This is a genomic window from Curtobacterium sp. AB7 (assembly GCF_044909335.1).
Taxonomy (GTDB): Bacteria; Actinomycetota; Actinomycetes; order Actinomycetales; family Microbacteriaceae; genus Curtobacterium.
This window is the reverse complement of record NZ_JBIYED010000002.1, coordinates 183,780-200,397: the sequence shown is the minus strand read 5'-3', so window position 1 is coordinate 200,397 and position 16,618 is coordinate 183,780. Positions and strand designations below refer to the sequence as shown.

15 protein-coding genes are annotated in these 16,618 nt (G+C 70.6%); 9 read left to right on the top strand and 6 right to left on the bottom strand.

The genetic code is table 11. The features are described from left to right. Positions 1-5: 5 nt before the first annotated feature. Positions 6-1,217, bottom strand: coding sequence for an ROK family protein (locus ABH929_RS06875; protein ID WP_404560612.1), 1,212 nt, complete (start codon positions 1,215-1,217; stop codon positions 6-8). A 144-nt stretch (positions 1,218-1,361) separates the two neighbouring features. Between ABH929_RS06875 and ABH929_RS06870 the strand changes: the two genes are divergently transcribed. The 6 genes from ABH929_RS06870 to ABH929_RS06845 all read left to right on the top strand — a co-directional run bounded on the left by ABH929_RS06870 (position 1,362) and on the right by ABH929_RS06845 (position 7,804). After that, a complete protein-coding gene (locus ABH929_RS06870; RefSeq protein ID WP_123292112.1) occupies positions 1,362-2,108 on the top strand; it encodes a sugar phosphate isomerase/epimerase in 747 nt (248 codons plus the stop codon). After that, the gene (locus tag ABH929_RS06865) at positions 2,105-3,250 is read left to right on the top strand and encodes a Gfo/Idh/MocA family protein (RefSeq protein ID WP_111084256.1); all 1,146 of its coding nucleotides are present in this window, start codon (positions 2,105-2,107) and stop codon (positions 3,248-3,250) included. Before ABH929_RS06870 ends, ABH929_RS06865 begins: the two co-directional genes overlap by 4 nt. Before the next feature lie 104 nt (positions 3,251-3,354). Further along, the gene (locus ABH929_RS06860; RefSeq protein WP_205462778.1) at positions 3,355-4,656 is read left to right on the top strand and encodes an ABC transporter substrate-binding protein; all 1,302 of its coding nucleotides are present in this window, start codon (positions 3,355-3,357) and stop codon (positions 4,654-4,656) included. A gap of 275 nt (positions 4,657-4,931) precedes the next feature. Then, positions 4,932-5,927 (top strand): carbohydrate ABC transporter permease, encoded by a 996-nt coding sequence (locus tag ABH929_RS06855; protein WP_263089791.1) that lies wholly within the window; start codon positions 4,932-4,934, stop codon positions 5,925-5,927. Next, positions 5,920-6,759 carry a carbohydrate ABC transporter permease gene (locus tag ABH929_RS06850; protein ID WP_111084253.1) on the top strand — a complete coding sequence of 280 codons (840 nt, stop codon included), beginning with the start codon at positions 5,920-5,922 and terminating at the stop codon, positions 6,757-6,759. Before ABH929_RS06855 ends, ABH929_RS06850 begins: the two co-directional genes overlap by 8 nt. 103 nt (positions 6,760-6,862) lie before the next feature. Beyond that, the gene (locus tag ABH929_RS06845; RefSeq protein WP_404560611.1) at positions 6,863-7,804 is read left to right on the top strand and encodes a TolB family protein; all 942 of its coding nucleotides are present in this window, start codon (positions 6,863-6,865) and stop codon (positions 7,802-7,804) included. A gap of 60 nt (positions 7,805-7,864) precedes the next feature. Here ABH929_RS06845 and ABH929_RS06840 read toward each other — a convergent pair whose 3' ends face one another. From ABH929_RS06840 to ABH929_RS06820, 5 genes are all read right to left on the bottom strand, one after another. Further along, positions 7,865-8,542: an ABC transporter ATP-binding protein gene (locus ABH929_RS06840; protein ID WP_111084468.1), complete on the bottom strand. Its 678-nt coding sequence runs from the start codon at positions 8,540-8,542 to the stop codon at positions 7,865-7,867. 134 nt (positions 8,543-8,676) lie between these two features. Beyond that, positions 8,677-10,236: an ABC transporter permease gene (locus tag ABH929_RS06835; protein WP_263089795.1), complete on the bottom strand. Its 1,560-nt coding sequence runs from the start codon at positions 10,234-10,236 to the stop codon at positions 8,677-8,679. Positions 10,237-10,365: 129 nt separating this feature from the next. Beyond that, the gene (locus tag ABH929_RS06830; RefSeq protein WP_404560610.1) at positions 10,366-11,076 is read right to left on the bottom strand and encodes a glycosyltransferase; all 711 of its coding nucleotides are present in this window, start codon (positions 11,074-11,076) and stop codon (positions 10,366-10,368) included. Further along, positions 11,073-12,428: a PIG-L family deacetylase gene (locus ABH929_RS06825; RefSeq protein ID WP_404560609.1), complete on the bottom strand. Its 1,356-nt coding sequence runs from the start codon at positions 12,426-12,428 to the stop codon at positions 11,073-11,075. The genes ABH929_RS06830 and ABH929_RS06825 overlap by 4 nt, the downstream gene beginning before the upstream one ends. Next, positions 12,425-13,462: an acyl-CoA dehydrogenase gene (locus ABH929_RS06820; RefSeq protein ID WP_404560608.1), complete on the bottom strand. Its 1,038-nt coding sequence runs from the start codon at positions 13,460-13,462 to the stop codon at positions 12,425-12,427. Before ABH929_RS06820 ends, ABH929_RS06825 begins: the two co-directional genes overlap by 4 nt. Positions 13,463-13,566: 104 nt before the next feature. Between ABH929_RS06820 and ABH929_RS06815 the strand changes: the two genes are divergently transcribed. The 3 genes from ABH929_RS06815 to rplJ all read left to right on the top strand — a co-directional run bounded on the left by ABH929_RS06815 (position 13,567) and on the right by rplJ (position 16,599). Then, entirely contained in the window at positions 13,567-14,307 is a 741-nt protein-coding gene (locus tag ABH929_RS06815; protein ID WP_017888661.1) for a response regulator transcription factor, read from the top strand. Beyond that, positions 14,304-15,815 carry a sensor histidine kinase gene (locus tag ABH929_RS06810; RefSeq protein WP_404560607.1) on the top strand — a complete coding sequence of 504 codons (1,512 nt, stop codon included), beginning with the start codon at positions 14,304-14,306 and terminating at the stop codon, positions 15,813-15,815. Before ABH929_RS06815 ends, ABH929_RS06810 begins: the two co-directional genes overlap by 4 nt. Positions 15,816-16,083: 268 nt before the next feature. Continuing rightward, positions 16,084-16,599 (top strand): 50S ribosomal protein L10, encoded by a 516-nt coding sequence (gene rplJ, locus ABH929_RS06805; RefSeq protein WP_111084245.1) that lies wholly within the window; start codon positions 16,084-16,086, stop codon positions 16,597-16,599. The last annotated feature ends 19 nt before the right edge of the window (positions 16,600-16,618 follow it).

Below are 16,618 nucleotides of genomic sequence, written 5' to 3'. Positions count from 1 at the left end.
GTGCGTCAGGAGACCAGCTCGCGCCCCTCGGCGTACGCGACCAGCTCGTCCACCCCGGCGGGGGAGAGCGCGTAGCCGATCGCGAGTGCCGCTGCGCCCTGCAGCGCGGCGAGCGACCCCGCACGCGACTGGGCGATGACGAGGTGTTCGGTGGCGAGCGGTATCGACCGCGAGTAGACGACCTCGCGCACGCCGGCGAGCAGGTGCTCCCCGGCCTGCGTGATCGAGCCGCCCAGGACGATGACCGACGGGTTCATGAGCGAGACGCAGGTGGCGAGGACCTCACCGATGTCGCGGCCCGCCTGTCGGACGGCGTAGATCGCGTCGAGGTCGGACCGGTTCACCAGGTCCAGCACGTCGGCGCCGGTGTGGGCGTCGTGCCCCTTCGCACGCAGGGCACGGGCGATCGCCGGACCGGACGCGACCGCCTCGAGGCACCCGGTGTTGCCGCAGTGGCAGGGGACGTCGCCGGCGCGGGACACCCGCACGTGGCCGATGTCACCGGCGGTGCCCTGGGCGCCGCGTTGCAGCGCGCCGTCCGACACGATGCCGGACCCGATGCCGGTGGCGACCTTGACGAACAACAGGTGGTCGACGTCGGGCCAGCCGTGCTCCCGTTCGCCGAGGGCCGCGATGTTCACGTCGTTGTCGAGCAGGACGTGCGCCGCGATGTGCTGACGGAGCCACGACGGCACATCGAAGCCGTCCCACCCGGGCATGATCGGCGGGTTCGCCGGGCGTCCGGTCGAGAACTCGACCGGACCGGGCACGCCGATGCCGATGGCGATGACGTCCTGTCGGGCGCGGCCGACCTCGTCGAGCAGCTCGTCGATGGTGGCGACCAGCCACGACAGGGTCTCCACCGGGCCGGCGGCGATGTCGATGCGTGCTTCGCGGGTGGCGAGCGGGGCGGCGACCAGGTCGGTGACGGCGACACGGCCGTGCGAGGCGCCGAGGTCGGCGGCGATCACGAGTCGGGCGCGGGGCTTCAGCGCGACCTGGGCCGGCGGCCGTCCTCCGGTGGAGACGGCGGTGTCGACGGGGCCGACGAGACCGACCTCGATGAGGGCGTCCAGGCGCACGCCGATGGTGGAGCGTGCGAGTCCTGTCAGTGCGGCGAGCTCGGCCCGGGTCCGCGGCACGCCGTCGCGGAGGATCTGGAAGAGCTCGCTCGTCCCGACCGGAGGCGACGCTGCCGTCCGAGTCAAGTCGACCATGGGGGGAGTGAAGCACACATCGAACGCGCCACGCAACGAAGTTCGTCGACCTTCCACGAACTTCTGCTTGACCGCCGACAGAAGTGGTCATAGTGTGACGCTCGGTCAGTGACGACCGCACCATCTCGACGAGGAGAACCCCTGGTGACCCAACCGATCTCGGTTCAGCTCTACACCGTCCGCGACGCCCTCTCGGCCGACCTGCCCGGCACGCTCCAGCGCATCGCCGACATCGGCTACACGAACGTCGAGGCCTTCGGCTTCGTCGACAACGCCGACGAACTCGCCGCCGCGCTGCGCGACGCCGGCCTCGCCGCCCCGAGCGGACACGCACGACTGCTGGACGCCGGCGAGCAGGACCTCGAGCGGATCTTCCACGCGAGCGTCACCGTCGGACTCGGCACCCTGATCGACCCGCACATCGACGAGGCCCGCTGGACCACCCGCGAGGACGTCGAGGCCATCGCCCGCGAACTGAGCGCCCTCGCCCCCCGCGCCGCCGACCACGGCCTGGTCCTCGGCTACCACAACCACGCGTTCGAGTTCTCGAACCGCATCGACGGCGTCAGCGCCTACGAGGTCTTCGCCGACGCGCTCTCCGACGACGTCGTGCTCGAGCTCGACACCTACTGGGTCACGGTCGGCGGTGACGACCCGGTGGCGATCATCGGCAAGTACGGCGACAAGATCGAGTTCCTGCACGTCAAGGACGGCGACGGCTCGCACGACGACGACAAGCAGGTCGCCGTGGGCAACGGCATCATGCCGATCCGCGAGATCCTCGCCGCCGCACCCGACGCACTCCACGTCGTCGAGCTCGACGGCCACGAGGGCGACGTCTTCCAGGCGGTCGCCGACTCCTACACGTTCCTCGAGGGGGCCCGCGCATGACCGACACCACGGCGTCCACCGCCCTCGACAGCAGCACCCGGACCGGCCGCGTCGGCGTCGGCGTCATCGGCGCCGGGGTCATCTCCGACCAGTACCTGTCGAACCTCACCGTCTTCCCCGACGTCGAGGTCCGCTTCATCGCCGACATCGACCTGCCGCGCGCAGCCGCCCAGGCCGAGAAGTGGGGCGTCGCCGGGTCGGGCACCGTCGAGGAGCTCCTGGCCGACGACGACATCGAGATCGTCGTCAACCTCACGATCCCAGCTGCCCACGTCGAGGTCGCCCTGCAGGTCCTCGCCGCCGGCAAGCACGTGTGGGGCGAGAAGCCCTACGCCCTCGACCGCGAGAGCGCGACCGAACTCCGTGACGCCGCACGCGCCGCGGGCAAGACCGTCAGCGTCGCACCCGACACCTTCCTCGGTGCCGGCCTGCAGACCGCGCTCCGCACCATCCGCGACGGCCGCATCGGCAAGCCGCTCAACGGCCTGACGCTCTTCCAGAGCCCCGGCCCGGAGTCCTGGCACCCGAGCCCCGAGTTCCTCTTCGCGTACGGTGCCGGCCCGCTGTTCGACATCGGCCCGTACTACATCACCACCCTGGTGCAGACGTTCGGCCCGGTGAAGAAGGTCACGGCGACGGCGTCGAAGTCCCGCGCCACGCGCACGATCGGCTCCGGCCCGAAGGCGGGCACCGTGTTCCCCGTCGACGTCCCGACGAACCACTCCGCGCTGATCGAGTTCGAGGACGGCGGGAGCGCGCAGAGCGTCTTCTCGTTCGAGTCGGACCGCGGCCGCACGGGCGTCGTCGAGATCGCGGGCGAGACCGGCACCGTCGTGTTCCCGGACCCGAACAACTTCGACGGCGACACCGAGCTGTACGCGCTCGGCGCCGAGGAGCCCGAGACGATCCCCGCGGTCGGCTCCACCTACTCGCGCGGCACCGGCGTGGTCGACCTCGCCCGCTCGCTCCGCGCAGGCGACGAGAACCGGGTCCCCGGTGCCCTCGCCTTCCACGTCCTCGACGTGATGGTCTCCATCGCCGAGGCGGCAGAACGTGGCGAGGCGGTGCTCGTCGAGAGCACCGTGTCGCCCTCCCAGACCCTCCCCGAGGGTTGGGACCCCGCGGAGCAGACCCTGGCCTGACCGGCTCGGATCCGCCCCGCACACCACAGCAGCACCCGACGTTCCACCCCGCACCACCCCTGCACCATCCCTGCACCATCTCAACGACGAGAAAGTAGAGAGTCATGCGCACTGCCATCCGCGCACTGGCCATCACCGCGGCCGCCGCACTCACCGTGACCGGCCTCGCAGCCTGCTCCTCCGGATCGTCCGGTTCCTCCGGCGACTCCAAGACGCTCACCTACTGGGCGTCCAACCAGGGCACGTCGCTCCAGAACGACAAGGAGGTGCTGACCCCCGTCCTCAAGGAGTTCACGAAGGAGACCGGGATCAAGGTCGACCTCCAGGTCATCGGCTGGAACGACCTGCAGACGAAGATCCAGACCGCCGTCACCTCGGGCCAGGGCCCGGACGTCGTCAACATCGGCAACACCTGGGCCACCTCGCTCCAGGCGACCGGTGCGTTCCAGGAGTACGGCGACTCCGAGATGAAGGCGATCGGCGGTGCCGACAAGTTCGGCAAGGTCGCGCTCTCCACCGGTGGCGCCCCCGGCAAGACCGTCACGAGCGTCCCGCTCTACGGCCTCGCGTACGGCCTGTACTACAACAAGTCCATGTTCAAGGACGCCGGCCTCGAGGCACCGACCACGTGGGAAGACCTCACGGCGGACGCCAAGAAGCTCACCACCGGCGGCAAGTACGGCTTCACCATCGCCGGTGGTTCGTACACCGAGAACTCGCACTTCGCGTTCATCACCTCGGCGCAGAACGGTGGCGAGTGGTTCGACAAGGACGGCAAGCCGACCTTCACCGACAAGGCGAACGTCGACGGCATCAAGCGCTACCTCGACCTGATGCAGTCCGACAAGGTCGTCAACACCTCGAACGCGCAGTACGACAACGGCACGCAGGCCGTCTCGGACTTCGCGAACGGCAAGGCCGCGATGATGCTGACGCAGAACAACGCGAACGCGACGATCACCTCGCAGGGTATGAAGACGGACGAGTTCGGCGTGGTGCCGTTCCCGACCACCGCTGACGGCGAGGACATCGCGTCGTTCCCGGCCGGCATCAACCTGTCGATCTTCAAGAACACGAAGAACAAGGACGGCGCGCTCAAGTTCGTCAAGTACATGACGAGCGCGGACACGCAGACCACGCTCGACAAGCCGTACTCGGCCCTCCCGGTGCTCGCCGCCGCGGCTGACTCGGTCACCGACGAGCAGACGAAGACGTTCCTCGACATCTACAACAACAAGGCCAAGCCCCTCCCGCTGGTCCCCGCCGAGGACCAGTTCGAGTCCACCGTCGGCAAGGCGATGAACGACATGTTCGCCAAGATCGCCACCGGCGGCACCGTGTCCGACAGCGACATCAAGACCGCGCTGCAGACCGCCCAGGACCAGGTGTCCCAGGCGAACGGCTGATCCAGCCAGGAGGACCCGGGCGCGTCCGCAAGGACGCCCCCGGGCCTCCACCCCTCGCGTCCACAGCCGGACGCGCCGGGGCAGGCCCCCCGGGCCTCCACCCCTCGCGTCCACAGCCGGACGCGCCGGGGCAGGTCGTCACCGGCCCCACAGCCCCAGAGCCGGCCATCCGCCGGCAGTGAGCGTCCCGCCTCACGCACGCCGTGCCTCCCGTCCGCTGCCACGGACCGGGGTGCGAAGCACCCGAACCCCCTCCTGCCGAAAGGCCCCCGCCCATGTCCACGACGGTCCTGCCCGATGCGGAGCGCATCGACCTGACGCACACGAAGGGCTCGACGCTGTCGGGCCGTCCGCCAGGTCGCAAGCGCAAGACCAACTGGCTGCCCTACGCGCTCGTCGCGCCGGCCATCCTGTTCGAGCTGCTCATCCACATCGTCCCGATGCTCACCGGCATCTGGATCTCGTTCATCCAGCTCACCAAGTACTTCATCGCCAACTGGGGCGCTGCACCCTTCGCGGGACTGCGCAACTACTCGGTCGTCGTCGACTTCGACCAGGCGATCGGCAAGGGCGTCCTGCACTCCTTCCTGATCACCTGCGGGTTCACGGTGCTGGTCGTCGGCCTCTCCTGGACCTTCGGCATGGCGGCCGCGGTCGCGCTGCAGAAGCCGTTCAGGGGTCGCGGTCTGTTCCGCACCCTGTTCCTCGTGCCGTACGCGCTGCCGATGTACGCCGGCATCATCACCTGGAAGTTCATGTTCCAGCGTGACTCGGGCGCGGTGAACCACGTCCTGGTCGACCAGCTGCACCTGTTCAACGGCACCGGCCCGTTCTGGCTGATCGGCTCGAACGCCTTCGTCTCCGTCGTCGTCGTGGCGATCTGGAAGACCTGGCCCTTCGCGTTCCTGATGCTGATGGCCGGACTGCAGTCCGTGCCGAACGACGTGTACGAAGCCGCCTCGGTCGACGGTGCGAAGCCGTTCCGGCAGTGGCGCTCGATCACGCTGCCGATGGTCCGCCCGGTCAACGTGACGCTCGTGCTCGTGATGTTCCTCTGGACGTTCAACGACTTCAACACGCCGTTCGTGCTGTTCGGCTCGACCGCACAGCCCCCGGCCGCGGACCTGCTCAGCTTCCACATCTACAACGCGTCCTTCATCACCTGGAACTTCGGCTCCGGTGCCGCGATGAGCGTCCTGCTCCTCATCTTCCTGCTCATCGTCACCGGCATCTACCTCGCCGTGACCAACCGGAGGTCCGTCCGTGCGTGAGACATTCGGCGCCAAGTCCTTCAAGGTCGTGACCCTGGTCATCCTGACCCTGTTCACGGTCGTGCCCCTCTACGTGATGATCACCACGGCCATCAAGCCGCTCGGTGACGTGCAGAACGACTTCACGTGGATCCCGACCAACATCACCATCCAGCCGTTCATCGACATGTGGTCGACGGTGCCGCTCGGCAAGTACTTCGTGAACTCGCTCGTCGTCTGCACGGTCGCCACGGTGTTCTCGCTGATCATCGCGACGTTCGCCGCCTACGGTGTCTCGCGCTGGAACTTCAAGGGCAAGAGCACCTTCACCACCGCGGTGCTCTCCACCCAGATGTTCCCCGGCGTGCTGTTCCTGCTCCCGCTGTTCCTCATCTTCACGAACCTCGGGAACTCGCTCGGCATCCAGCTCGTCGGCAGCTGGACCGGCCTGATCATCACGTACCTGACGTTCACGCTCCCGTTCTCGATCTGGATGCTCGCCGGCTACTTCGAGACCATCCCGCGTGAGCTCGACGAGGCCGCGATGGTCGACGGTTCCGGCCCGATGGGGGCCCTGTTCCGGGTCATCCTGCCCTCGGCCCGCCCGGGGCTGGTCGCGGTCGGCATCTACTCGTTCATGACGGCCTGGGGCGAGGTGCTCTTCGCCTCGGTCATGACCAACGGCGACGGGCAGACCCTGGCGGTCGGCCTGCAGCAGTACTCGACGCAGACGAACGTGTACTGGAACCAGATCATGGCCGCGTCCCTGGTCGTGTCCATCCCCGTGGTGATCGCGTTCCTCATCGTGCAGCGCCAGTTCGTCGCCGGTCTGACCGCCGGTGCCGTGAAGTAGGCGGTCCGGCCCCGAGACTCGGGCTGGGCGACAGTCCTCGTGCCATCGAGCACGAGCGACGTCGCTCAGCCCGAGTCTCGTCGTTCCGGGCAGGATGGGGCGCATGAGTGGAGCGCGTGGGCGGCAGCTGCTGCCGGGACAGACCAGCCGGGTGCACGTGTACGACATGGCGTCGCGGACATCGCGGCTGGTGTTCGAGTCGAGGACGGTGCTCGTCGAGGCGCCGAACGTGCTCGACGACGGCGCCCTGGTGCTGAACGGGAACGGCGACCTCTGGCTGCTGCCGCGCGCCGACGGCGCGCAGGTCCTCGACGAGACCGCGCTCGTGCCGGTGCCGATGCCCGGCGTCCCCGAGATCAACAACGACCACGTGCTCGACCCCTCGGGCTACTCCGTCGTGGTGAGCGGCCGCGACGGGGACCTGTACCGGGTGCCCGTGCCGGCCGGCGGAGCGGCGGCGACCCTCACCGACGTGACCACCGCGCTGCCGGTCGTCCGGAAGTTCTACCTGCACGGCATCGCCCCGGACGGGGAGACCCTCGCGGCGATCGTCGGGGAGCGCACCGAGGCGGGCGTCTGGACCACCGATGTCGCACTCGTCGACCCGGTCACCGGGGACCCGACGTTCCTGACCCGCGACGAGCACCCCGACGACGGCGTCTCGTTCGCGGGCGAGGTGCTCGTGTGGAACTCGGAGCGGTTCACGCCGGGCACCGCGCAGCTCGTCGCGCTGTGGCCAGGGGCGACCGACCCGGTCCGGATCACGAACGACGACCGGGTGAACTGGTTCCCGCACCTCTCGCCGGACGGGGAGCACCTGCTCTACCTGTCGTACGAGCCGGGGGTGCAGGGCCACCCGGCCGACCAGCGCGTGGAGCTGCGGCGGCTGCCCGGGGTGCTCGTCCGCGGCGCCCGGATCATGCCGGTGCCGGAGACCCTCGTCGTGCTCGACGGCGGCCAGGGAACGGTCAACGTCCCGCCGTGGTCGCCGGACTCCCGCTGGTTCGCCTACTGCGACTACCCGGTGGGTCGAGACTCGGACTGAGCGACAGTCCTCGGGCCCGTGGCCACGAGGACTGTCGCCCACCGCGAGACTCGGGTCACCTCAGACCTCGCGTACCTGCCCCTGCTTGAGGTGCAGGCGACGCTCGGCCCGCTTCGCCACCCACGAGTCGTGCGTGACGATGACGACCGTCAGCCCGCGTTCCTTCCACTGCTTCTCGATGAGCCCCATGATCTCGTCGCGGGTGCCCTCGTCGAGCGCACCGGTTGGCTCGTCCGCCAGCAGCACGCTGGGGTTCTTCACCAGGGCACGGGCGATCGCGACGCGCTGCTGCTGCCCGCCGGAGAGCTCGGCCGGCAGGTGCTCCATCCGCTCGCCGAGCCCGACCTCGCGGAGCGCAGCCGTGGCCCGCTCGCGGATCTCCGAACGTGCTCGGTTCGCGAGTGACCCCGCGAACGCCGTCTCGACGTTCTCGAGCGCCGTCAGCGTCGGGATGAGGTTGAAGCTCTGGAACACGAAGCCGATCTCCGTCGCCCGCAGGTCGGTCAGCGCACGGTCGCCGAGCTTCGCCACGTCGCGGTCGCCGCCGAGGTGGATCGAGCCGGCCGTCGGCCGGTCGAGTGCCCCGAGCATCTGCAGCAGCGTCGACTTGCCGCCGCCGGTCGGCCCCTGGATCGCCACGAGCTGTCCCTGCGGGATCGTCAGGTCCACGTTCGTCAGGGCGGTGACGGTGCGGTTCTTCTGCTTGTACGTCTTGCTGACGTTGGTCAGCCGGTACATCGGACTGGAGGCGCGGCTCGCCTCCGCCTGGCCGGGTGCGGTGTCGGTGCTGGTCACGGTCACTCCTTCTGGTCGCGTGCTCGGGGTCGGTGCGGGTCCGGCGGTCGGCACCGCGCCGGTGGCGGGGCCGGGCATCAGGCCACGCTCCGCAGTGCCTCGGCCGGACGGAGCTTGCTCGCGCGCCAGCCGCCGAGTGCGCCGGCGATGAGGCCACCGAGGATCGCGAGGCCGATCGCCAGCAGGATGACCTCGACGGTCACCGGGGCGTGCAGGACCACGTCGGTCGTCGACGCGGTGCTCGCGCCGCCGCCGAAGCCGCCGGCCGGGGCGCCGCCCGTCGTGCCGCTGCCCGCGGCCGCGGTCGCCGCGCCACCGGGCATGCCGCCGCCGCCACCCGCGCCGCCGCCACCGGTCGTGCTCGAGGCGCTCGCCGAGATGGTCGGGCTGATGATGTTCACCACGAGGATGCCGATCAGGCCGGCCGCTGCGCCGAGGACGCCGCCGATGAGGCCCTGCACGAGCGACTCGCCCGCGACCTGCCGGGTGATGCGGCCGTTCGACCAGCCGATGGCCTTGAGGGTGCCGAACTCGCGGGTGCGCCTCGTGACGCCGGAGATCGTGAAGAGGATGGCGATGAGGAACGCCGCCGCCAGCACCACGATCGACAGCCAGGTGCCGAGGTTCGAGACCAGGCTCGACGCGGTGCTCAGCGAACCGGAGACGCTCGACGCCAGGTCGGACTCGGTCGAGACCGTGGCGGTGGTGAGCTGCTTCTGCAGGGCGGTCTTGATCGTGCTGACGTCCGACGAGGACTCGGCGGAGACGTAGATCGAGGTGACCTTGCCGTCGAGGTCCGCCAGGGCCTGCGCGGTGTCGAGGGGGATGTAGGTGTTCGAGCCGGTCGTGGACGACGAACCCGTCGAGGTGACGATGCCGATGACCTCGAAGTCGGTGCCGCCGATGTCGACGGTGTCACCGACCGCCTTCGACTCGCTCTTCGCGTAGGACGCATCCAGCACGACGACGTCCTTGCCGGCGTCCTTCGCGGTGAACGTGCGGCCCTTGGTGAGCTCGGTGCTGGTCAGGGGCCCGACGGCGTCGCCCGAGACGGGGATGCCGGTCACGGTGAACGAGTCGACGTTGAACGAGCCGCCGCCGAAGCCGCCGCCCTGGCCGGAGTCGCCACTCGGCGGACCCTGCTGGGTGGAGCTGTCCGTGCCGCTGCTGTCGGAGCTGCTGCTGTCCGTGCTGCTGCCGTCGGTCGACTGCTGGACCTGACCCGAGAACGTGCTGTTCTCGAGGGTCAGCACACCCGTCGCCGCCTTGACGCCGTCGGTGCCGGTGACGGTGGTCAGGTTGGCGGCGCTGAGCGTGCTCGTACCGCGGGCGACGGCGAGCCGTGACTGCGACAGGTCGGTCGAACCGCTGCTGTCGCTGTCGTCACCGCTCTGGCTGCCGAAGTCGAAGCTCGGCCGACCGGAGCCCGACGCGCTCGGGGTCGTCGTCTTCGTGACGGTGATGTCGGTGCCGACGCCGTACACGGACTGCAGGACGCTGGACTGGGCCGCCTTCACGCCGCCCGCGATCGAGGACACGATGACCACGAGGGCGATGGCCAACGCCATCCCGATCGCGATGATGACGGTCTGCTTCTTGCGGTTCGTGAGTTCGCGCCTGAGGTACGTCAGGAACATGGTTCTCCTCGGTGGTGGCCGGCTGGGGTCACCGGCCGTGCAGAGCGCACGGCGGGGCCGACGGAGGAGAACGTAGGCAGCCGGTCAGTGGCCACCCCATCGGCAGCCTATGAGCTGTCTAAGGGGCGCTCAGCTCGCGTCGCCGTACGCCCGGCGCAGGTGCTCCGCGTAGCCGCCGGGTGTGCGGCCCGCGAACCGACCGCTCGTCACCACCGGCAGGTCGACCGTCGCGTCCACGCGGAACCCCATCGCTCGCGCCCGCTCGACGAGCCGGACGTCCTCGTGCTCGGGGACGGGGTCGAACCCGCCGAGCGCCAGGTACGCGGATGCCAGTACGCCGAGGTTCGCGCCGTGCACGTGCCCGAGCGCGGCTCCGGGCGGGTGCGCCTGCGTCCACCGGGCGAGCACGACCGGGTCCAGGTCGTCCGGGTCGGGGACGACGGCGCCGACGAGAACGTGCGCGCCGGACCTGAGGGCGCCGGCCTGCTGGACCAGCCAGCCCTCCGGCACCCGCGAGTCCGCGTCGGTGTGGGCGAGCCAGCGGGACACCGGGTCGGCGGGGTACTGCCGGAGGGCGTGCGTGGCACCGATGGTGCGCGCCCGACCGACCCCGACGTGGGCGGTCGCGACGACGTCGACGGGGAAGCGCTCGACGACCGTCGCCGTGTCGTCGGTGCAGCCGTCGAGCACGACGGTCACCGAGACCGCCACGTCCGGGTGTCCCGCGGAGAGTCGGGCGCGAGCAGCGAGCAACGCGTCGAGGCAGGCGGCGATGCGGTCCTCCTCGTCGTGGGCGGGCAGCACGACGTCGATGCGCGTGACGCCGGAGGACGCGGTCACCGGACCAGCCCCTCGGCCCGTGCGACCGACACGACGCCGGGGCCGGGCAGCACGCTCAGCACGAAGTCCGGTTCGACGTGCCGGACGAGCGCTGGCCGTGGCCACCGTTCCGCGAGCCGCGCGTCCACCGCGTGGCCGCTCGACACCGCCTCGTCGTCGGGGTGGCGCCAGTGGCACGCGACCAGCACGCCGTCGTCGTCGAGCGACGCCAGCACCCGGTCGATCGTCTCGTCGAGGTCGGCGGGGGACAGGTAGTAGCCCACCTCGGACATCACGACGAGGTCCCACCGACCCGTCGGCCACTCGGCGGGCAGCGAGGCCTGCACGAACCGGGCACCCGGCGCGCGGACGGCAGCCTGGGCCAACGGCGCGGCCGAGATGTCGGTGCCGAGCACGGCGTCGGCCCGCTCGGCGAGCGCTGCGGTGAGGACGCCCGTGGCGCAGCCGAGTTCGAGGGCGGACCGGTACCGCTCACGGGGGAGCGCGGCGAGCGTCACCGCACGCTTGCGGCGTTCGTACCAGGACCCTTCGAAGTCCCATCCCTCCGGCTTCCGCTCGTAGTGCGCGTCGAACGACTCCCGCGAGCGCGACGCCGTCGGCTCGGGCGCGAAGAACCACTCGGTCGACCGCAGGTGGTGCGCGGCGTGCCGGTCGTCCACGATCGCCTCGTCCCCGGCGGCACCTGACAGCGGTCGGATCTGCGAGCCGTAGGCGTCGAGGGCGGCACGCTTCCGCTCCCGGACGGCGTCGGGGAGTCGCAGGACCCGGGCTCGGTCCCACGGCTGTGCGGATGCGGACGGGTCGTCCCAGTGCCATGCCCAGATCGGGTAGGTCAGCAGCGACACCCCGGCCGCTCCGGCGGTGACCGCTTCGGCGACCTCGCCCGCGATGCGGTGGTCCCGGTGACCGTCCCCGCGCCACGGTGCCACCACGAGCGTCGGCCGCACGGCGTCGTCGAGCGCTCGCCGCAGGGCGTCGGTGACCTCGTCCCGGTGCTCCCGGGTGCCGCCATCGGGGATGCCGACCGACGACGCCGTCGCACCGGGGTGCAGAGTGGCCAGGGCGCGGGTGAACTCGGCGTCGCGCACGGCTGCGAGCTCCGGGACGGTCGTGGTGGGGGAGTCCGGGTGGGAGCGCTCGCCGCGGGTGAGGAGCAGGACGTGCACGGGGACCCCGGCGTCCGAGGCGCGCGCGATCAGGCCACCGGCGCCCAGGGTCTCGTCGTCGGGGTGCGGCGCGACGACCATCACCGAGCGGATGCCGTCCAGGTCCACCGGTGTGGTCGGCACCGAGTCGAGGAACGGGGTCCACGCCGCGGGGTCGGTGCCCGGCTCGCGGTGGTCGAAGCTCACCACGCGACACCGCCGCGCTCCGTGACCATCCGGCCGATCCGGGCGAGGTCGCGTGCCCCGTGGTCCTGCAGCACGTACAGCTCGAGGTCGGCGACCCGTGCCGCGACGGCGGGGTCCGAGGTCAGGGGCGCCGGGCCGACGGTGGCGACGACCCGCTCGCGCACGGAGTCCACACTCCGACGGACCCGGGAGCGCACCGTCTGGGCGAGCAGTGGCCAGTCGACGTCGGGAGCGTCGGGGTCCTCGGAGCGGTCGATGCGGGCGGCGGCGTCGGCGAGGGCGTCCTCGGCGTCCGCGAGGTCGAGCACGGTCGCACCGAGGGCGGCCTGCAGCAGCTCGGACTCCGGATGGGCCGCGGCCAGCGCACGGAGGACCCGTCCGAGCCCCAGCGCACCGCCCCACCAGCACGCCGCGACACCGATGCCGCCCCACGCGAAACCCGGCCGCTGCAGGTACCAACCGGGTGCGCCGACGAGCCGTGCCGGAACCCCGTCGAAGTCCACCGGGCCGCTCGGTACGTCGGGCATGCCCCGGGCGACCCAGGCCTCGTCGTGCGCGGTGACGCCGTCCTGCCGCAGGTCCACCGTGACGAGGACGCGGTCGTCGCCGGCGTGCGCGGTCACCAGCGCGTGCGACAGCGTCGACGCGAGGGAGCACCACGGCTTCGTGCCGGTGAGGAGCGCCGTGCCGTCGTCCTGGAGCGCGGCCTCGAGGCGGAGTCCCGGGCCCTCGGCGGCGAAGACGCCCCAGGTCGAGTCGGCGGGGACCGGCACGTCGGCCTGCTGCAGGATGCCGAGCGCGTCGAGGTGGGGTTCGACGGTGCGGGCGGTCGCGACGTCGCCCGCGGCGACGGCGGCGAGCGTGGCGAGGAAACCGCCGGCGGTCCCCACGGACAGGAGCGGGGCGGTGGCGGCGAGCGTGCGCGCGGCCGTCAGACGGTCTGCCGGGCTCGAGCCGGGCCTCCCGGCCGTCTCCTCGATCCCCGCGGTGTCGACGTGCCTGGCGGACGGTGGCCAAGCGGAGGATCGCAACATCCGCCCAACCTACGAAGGAGCAGCCGAGTGCACTCGGAGCGATCCACAGAGCGCGGAGGGGCGGTCCACAGACGGCTCATAGGAATTCCTCGATACTCGAAGACGTGACCATCTCCCAGCCTGCAGCAGCCCCGCGCCTCACGCGTGCCGACGGAACCCCGTTGCGCATCCTGGTCGTCGACGACGAAGCCAGCCTCACCGACCTGTTGTCCATGGCGCTCCGCTACGAGGGCTGGGACGTCAAGAGCGCGAACGGCGGGCAGGACGCCCTCACGACGGCGCGGGAGTTCAAGCCCGACGCGATGGTGCTCGACGTGATGATGCCGGACCTCGACGGGCTGCAGGTGCTCAGCCGGTTGCGGCAGAACAACGACGACACCCCGGTGCTGTTCCTCACCGCGAAGGACTCGGTCGAGGACCGCGTGACCGGGCTGACGGCCGGTGGCGACGACTACGTCACGAAGCCGTTCTCGCTCGAGGAAGTGGTGGCGCGACTGCGGGGCCTCATCCGCCGCTCGCAGATCTCGATCTCCGAGGCGGGCGACTCCCGCATCGTCGTCGGGGACCTGGTGCTCGACGAGGAGTCGTACGAGGTGCACCGTGCCGGCCGGCCGATCGAGCTGACCGCCACCGAGTTCGAGCTCCTCCGCTTCCTGATGCGCAATCCCCGTCGCGTGCTGTCGAAGGCGCAGATCCTGGACCGCGTGTGGTCGTACGACTTCGGCGGCAAGTCCTCGGTCGTCGAGATCTACATCTCCTACCTGCGCAAGAAGATCGACGCCGGCGAGACCCCGATGATCCACACGGTGCGCGGCGTCGGGTACGTCATCAAGCCCACCTCGTGACCCTCCGGCGCCGGCTCGTCCTGAGCATCGTCGCCCTCGTCGTCGCCGTCAGCGCGGTGATCGGGGCGGTGAGCATCATCGCGCTCTCCTCGATCCAGACGGGCGCCATCGACAAGCAGATCACGAGTGCCACCCACCGGGCGCAGCGCTACCTCGAGCAGAACCAGAACGGACAGCCGAGCATCGACCTGTCCCGTCCGTCCGGGCAGGCCGCCGGCACCCTGACGGCGTACTTCGTCGACGGGCAGGTCGTCATCGCGAACGTGCTCGACGACTACGGGCGCCCCAGTGCCATCACGCAGTCGAGCGCCACTGCCCTCGGTCAGGTCCGCGTGGGCGGCGACCCCGAGACCGTCGACCTCGGCTCGGACATCGGTCGCTACCGGCTCACCGCCGTGACGGTCGGTCCCGCCGTGCTGGTCGTCGGGTTGCCGATGGCCCCGGTCTACGCCAGTGTCTGGTCGCTGTTCTGGGTGGTCGTCATCGTCGTCGGCGCCGCGCTGCTCGCCGCCTCGATCGTCGCCGCCGTCGTGGTCCGGCGTTCGCTGCGCCCGCTCGAGCGCGTCGCCGAGACCGCCTCGACCGTGGCCCGGATGCCCCTCGACCGCAGCGATGCCCTGGACGGCGTCCGCGTGCCCGACACCGACCCCCGCACCGAGGTGGGCCGGGTCGGCAGCGCCTTCAACCGGATGCTCGGGCACATCGGCAGCGCCATGCAGGCGCGGGAACGGTCCGAACAGAAGGTCCGGCAGTTCGTCGCGGACGCCTCGCACGAGCTCCGCACCCCGCTCGCCTCGGTGCGCGGGTACGCCGAGCTCACCCGTCGGATGGGCGGTGACCTGCCGAAGGACGTCGTCTACGCGATGAGCCGCATCGAGTCCGAGTCGATCCGGATGACGTCGATGGTCGAGGACCTGCTGCTCCTCGCCCGCCTCGACGAGGGGCGCGAGATCCAGTTCGACGAGGTCGACCTGACCGGGCTCGTGCTCGACGCCGTGAACGACGCGCACGCCGCCTCGCCGGAGCACGTCATCGAGATCGACGTGCCGTCGTCGCCCGTCGTGGTCGTGGGGGACGCCGCGCGCCTGCACCAGGTCATCGTGAACCTCGTCACGAACGCCCGGACCCACACGCCCGACGGCACGCGCATCACCGTGGGTCTCGCGCCGTCGCCGTCCGGCCCCGGTGTCGACCTGACCGTGCGCGACACCGGGCAGGGCATCGACCCGGAGTTCCTGCCGAAGCTGTTCGAGCGGTTCGCCCGTGCCGACAGCTCCCGGTCGCGCACCGTGGGGTCGACGGGGCTCGGGCTCGCCATCGTGGACGCGGTCGTGCAGGCGCACGGCGGGAGCGTCGAGGTCGCGAGCGTGCCGGGAGACACCGTGTTCACGGTGCACCTGCCGGTGGATCCGTCGGCCGCTCCGGCCGTGTCGGCCGCTGGTGCGGACGCTTCTCCGGCGTCCGCTGACTGGTCGGGGACGCCCGCCGCGGTGGACGCGACCCACTGACGGTCGGGAGGCGCGGGGCGGGCCCGCACCGCGCCTCCCGGCCGCCGTTTGGTCTCGTCCACCGCATCTGCTACTGTTCTCGAAGCCAAAGACCGCCGGATGTCGTGCTGCTCGCAGCATGACCGAAGGTCCTCATGCATGAGGCATCCCGCGCAGGTGTTCCGAACCACTCCCACCATCTGGTGAGAGAAGCTCCGAGCCTCTGCGCCGGAGCTTTTTTCATGTGTGGAGACCTGGGGCTAGCCGGCAAGAAACCCCAAGGAGAACCATGGCGAACAAGGAAGCTGCGGTCGCCGAGCTCACGGAGTCATTCCGTAGCTCGAACGCCGTTCTGCTCACCGAGTACCGCGGTCTCACGGTCGCGCAGCTCAAGGAGCTCCGCAACTCGATCCGTGAGCACGCCACGTACGCCGTGGTGAAGAACACGCTGACCAAGATCGCGGCGAACAACGCCGGCATCTCCTCGTTCGACGAGGAACTCGCCGGTCCGTCCGCTCTCGCCTTCGTCCACGGTGACACCGTCGCCGTCGCGAAGTCGCTGCGTGCATTCGCCAAGGCGAACCCCGAGCTCGTGGTGAAGGGTGGTTACTTCGACGGTAACCCGCTCTCCGCGACCGAGGTGGACAAGCTCGCCGACCTCGAGTCCCGTGAAGTTCTGCTCGGCAAGCTCGCCGGCGCCTTCAAGGCCTCGCTGTTCGGTGCTGCGTACCTGTTCCAGGCCCCGCTCTCGCAGGCCGTCCGCACCGTGGACGCCCTTCGCGAGAAGCAGGAGTCCGCGGCCTGATCAGGCTCGCGTTCCACAA